The sequence below is a fragment of the Actinoplanes sp. ATCC 53533 genome (genome assembly GCF_003947245.1).
The window spans coordinates 1-3,296 of record NZ_QHHV01000382.1 but is presented as its reverse complement, the minus strand read 5'-3'; the positions used below and the strand labels follow the sequence as shown (position 1 = coordinate 3,296).

3 protein-coding genes and 1 pseudogene are annotated in these 3,296 nt (G+C 66.5%); 2 read left to right on the top strand and 2 right to left on the bottom strand.

Features of this window, described 5'->3' with window-relative positions:
* Together DMB66_RS65030 and DMB66_RS57770 are read left to right on the top strand one after the other, a co-directional pair.
* Positions 1-811: pseudogene (locus tag DMB66_RS65030) on the top strand (transcriptional regulator); the annotation flags it as partial.
* Positions 812-845: 34 nt separating this feature from the next.
* Positions 846-1,223, top strand: coding sequence for a hypothetical protein (locus tag DMB66_RS57770; protein WP_125812453.1), 378 nt, complete (start codon positions 846-848; stop codon positions 1,221-1,223).
* A gap of 181 nt (positions 1,224-1,404) precedes the next feature.
* Here DMB66_RS57770 and DMB66_RS57765 read toward each other — a convergent pair whose 3' ends face one another.
* Together DMB66_RS57765 and DMB66_RS57760 are read right to left on the bottom strand one after the other, a co-directional pair.
* Positions 1,405-1,590, bottom strand: coding sequence for a hypothetical protein (locus DMB66_RS57765; RefSeq protein ID WP_125812452.1), 186 nt, complete (start codon positions 1,588-1,590; stop codon positions 1,405-1,407).
* Positions 1,591-2,276: 686 nt separating this feature from the next.
* Positions 2,277-3,194, bottom strand: coding sequence for a phosphotransferase enzyme family protein (locus DMB66_RS57760; protein ID WP_125812451.1), 918 nt, complete (start codon positions 3,192-3,194; stop codon positions 2,277-2,279).
* Between the last annotated feature and the right edge of the window lie 102 nt (positions 3,195-3,296).

The following is a 3,296-nucleotide window of genomic DNA, read 5'->3' as shown; positions in this document are numbered from 1 at the left end:
CACGATCTACGCACAGGTTCGATCCCAGATCCGACGGTTGACCGACGCCGCGGTCCGACCGCAGCACCTCGACATGCGCACGAGTATCTGCACCATGCTCGCCGACGCCTACCAAATCGCCGGCGAGGTCATGTTCGATCTCAACCGGCATGGCGACGCCGAACACTGCTACGCCATAGCCGCCTCCGCCGCGCAGCAAGCCAATGCCGCTGACCTGTGGGCCTGCGCCATGATCAGGCACTCCTACGTCAGCGTCTACGGCGGCCAGCACGCCGACGCGGTACCCATGCTGCGACTCGCGCTTCGCCTGGCCCGCAACGGCAACAGCGCGCTGTCAACCCGCCACTGGGCCGCTGACGTACTCGCACAGGCCCTGGCGGCAACCGGTGACGCCAAAGGATGCGACCAGGCCCTCGAACTGGCCGAAAAAGTTCATGGGATGCCACGACCTCACAACGGTGGATGGCTGCGCTTCGACGGCAGCAGACTTCCCGAAGACCGGGCCTCCTGCTATCTATCCCAACAGCGCCCCGACCTAGCGGAGCCCCTACTCACCCGGCTACTCGATCGCCCGCAGCCGGCCCGTCGCCGCGGCTTGACCCTGATCGCCCTCGCCTCGGCCGGCGCGATGCAGCGCGACAACACCAAAACTGTCACCCACGGATTCGCCGCCCTGGACCACGCCCGCAACACCGCTTCCGGTGTTCTCGTCCGGCAGTTGACCAACCTGCGCCCCCGTCTGATCCCCTTGCGGCGGGATCGCTACGTTAAACACCTCGACAGCCAGATCGCTGCGCTTGCCCGCAGGTAGAAACGGCCTGCTCACGGACAGAGAGGAACCCGAGGTGGCAGAACCCGAAGAGCCCGGACGACGATTCCGCGAAGCCTGGATCGCGGGCGTCCATCGGCATTACCTCGGCGAGCCGAAACCCGGGTACGTCACCCCGTGGGAGCAGACGCCCGACTGGGAGCGTGCCAGCGCGGCGACCGTCGAAGGTCTGATTCAGCGGCTGCTGGCCGACACCGACGGACTCGCAGCCCGGCTGTCTCGTGAGCAGAAGGGCCAGTTCGTCGCTGCGGCGTGGGCTGGCTGCATACACCGACACGTCGCGGACCCGAAGCCTGCGTACGTCGCGCCATGGGAAGTGCTACCTGCCTGGCAGCGCGAGACCGACGCGGACATCTTCGAGGCCTACGAACATGCCGGACTACCCGACGAATAGGCGGCGACCCGTCCGCAGCGATGTCGCGGCTGCCGCGGTCCGGCGAGCAGGCTCGCTGCTCGGCCTCGGTGGTGGTAGTCGGCGGAGACCAGCCACATGCCGGTCTCGCGGGATCGCTAGGTCTTGATGCGGTTGTGCCAGTCCTGCCACCAGAACGCCTTGTCCGGGCACATCATGTCGGTCAGTGGGCCGAGCCGGCGCTGATGACGAGGACTTCGTGCAGGGCCCGGACGATCGGTGTGCCGCGGCGTGCGGTGGGGATGGCGTCGGCGATCGATTGGGCGCGGCGCAGCACGATGACCGGCCGGTAGGCGGGGGTGATGTCGCCGTCGTGGACTGATTTTGCTGGGGTTTTCTGGCCCCACAACTCCAGAGGATCTTGGCCCCACCAAGTCGTCGCCAAATGCTCCAGACGCCACAAGCCTGTCGATGCATGGCAGCGTCACCGTGGCCCCACCCGCATCGAGCGACTCGGGGGCCGAGGTGCTGCCGCACCGGCCTGCGGCCGGCTTGCCACCGAGTCCCTCGGTCCCGCTGTAGCGAGCGGGCACGGCCACACCTGGGGACGCTGGCCCCTGTCGATGTCGCAGCTCCCTGCGGCCAGCCATACGGCCGTTCCACGGAATGGGATTGCTGGGGCCAGTTGGAGCTGGAGTTCCGATCGACGTATTCGCATCAGGCTTCGGATGTGGGGCCACAAAACCCTGGAGTTGTGGGGCCAAAAAACCCAAGAGAGAACACGTGGACCATGCACAGGGCCCGGTCGAGGCGTACCAGGGTGGGGTCGAGGCGTTCGCCGGGGCCGAATGCGGCGATGGCGTCGTCTTGGGCCTGCCAGGCGGCGCGGCTCTCGCCGAGCGTGGTGAGTGCGTGCGAGCGGTAGAAGTGCAGTTGGCCGGCTCTGAACGCGTATTTCCGTGGCATCCGGCTCTCAGCGCAGCTCGCGGTTGTCGTATGGGACGCTCGGCGTGGACGTACTCATGGCAGGCCCGGCAGACGACCAAGGTCTTACGGGCGAGCAACGTGGCCGTATTGCTGAGTCGACAGCGAAGATCAGGCTGCCCGTATATAGGTCGACCAGCGTGTCTTCTGGTCCCCGTTGCGGTAAGTGTCCAGTCGTTGCTGCCACTGCGGACGCAGCACAGCGCGGCTGCCGAGGACTGGGACAAGACTGGTCACAAGCTTCAGCTCTCTCAGCCGGCGCAGAACTGGGAACCCCGACCAAGTGATCACGTCGAAGCCATACCCACGCGCCAGTGCCCCATAGTCGTCGCCCGGGTAATCGAATCGCAGCTTGCCGACCGCGAGTGGGACCAGATCCCATTCCCGCGGCCCGTCGCTGCTGGAATCAAAGTCGCAGATCACCGGCCCTGTCGCACCGTCGATCAGGTTCCCCATGAAGGCGTCACCGTGGATCGGACCGACCGGTAGCTCGTACGACAGGCGCCCTAGCTGCTCCTCTAGCCGGTCGCACTCGTCATACAGGTAGGCCAGGTCCTCGGTGCCCACCCCGTCCGGTTCGGTTAGCCGGCTGCGAATCTCCGCCATCGGAGCCCACGCGGGCAGGCCCCCTTCGGGCGGCGTGAGCTGGTGCCACTGCCTCAGGATAACGGCCAGGTCACCGCCGGTTGGCACGGGACCACCGACGGGGATCTCGTCCCACAGAGTGACGTGCAGGCCGTCGATGGTCAGCGGCTGGTCCAAGTCGAGGAGCCGAACTGCTGGCACGTCACCTTGCTCAAGCCAACGGGCAATCCGAATGACCTTGTCAACCCGGTCGGCCATCGTCGCCGATGCGGCGATCCGCACGACCACGCCAGCGGCCGGTAGGGCGAAGACCGCGTTGTTGGTGAACTTGATCAGCTGCGCGCCGGTCACATCGACGCCAGCTATTGTCTGCACGCCGGCAAGCACGGCGTGCAGCCGCTCATCCGTGATCCGCGCGCCGGGCGGTGATGTCCTGCTTGTCATCCTCCCTGGAGGGTAGCAATGCGACCTGCGAGTTCTGAGGCGCCATCGTCATCAGGGTGCTCCTGCGCGGCGAGCAATAGCGGGCGAAGGCGGTCGATTGTG

Coding starts and splice junctions, on each gene's coding strand:
- DMB66_RS57760 (WP_125812451.1), bottom strand. CDS start 3,194: ATGACAAGCAGGACATCACCGCCCGGCGCGCGGATCACGGATGAGCGG.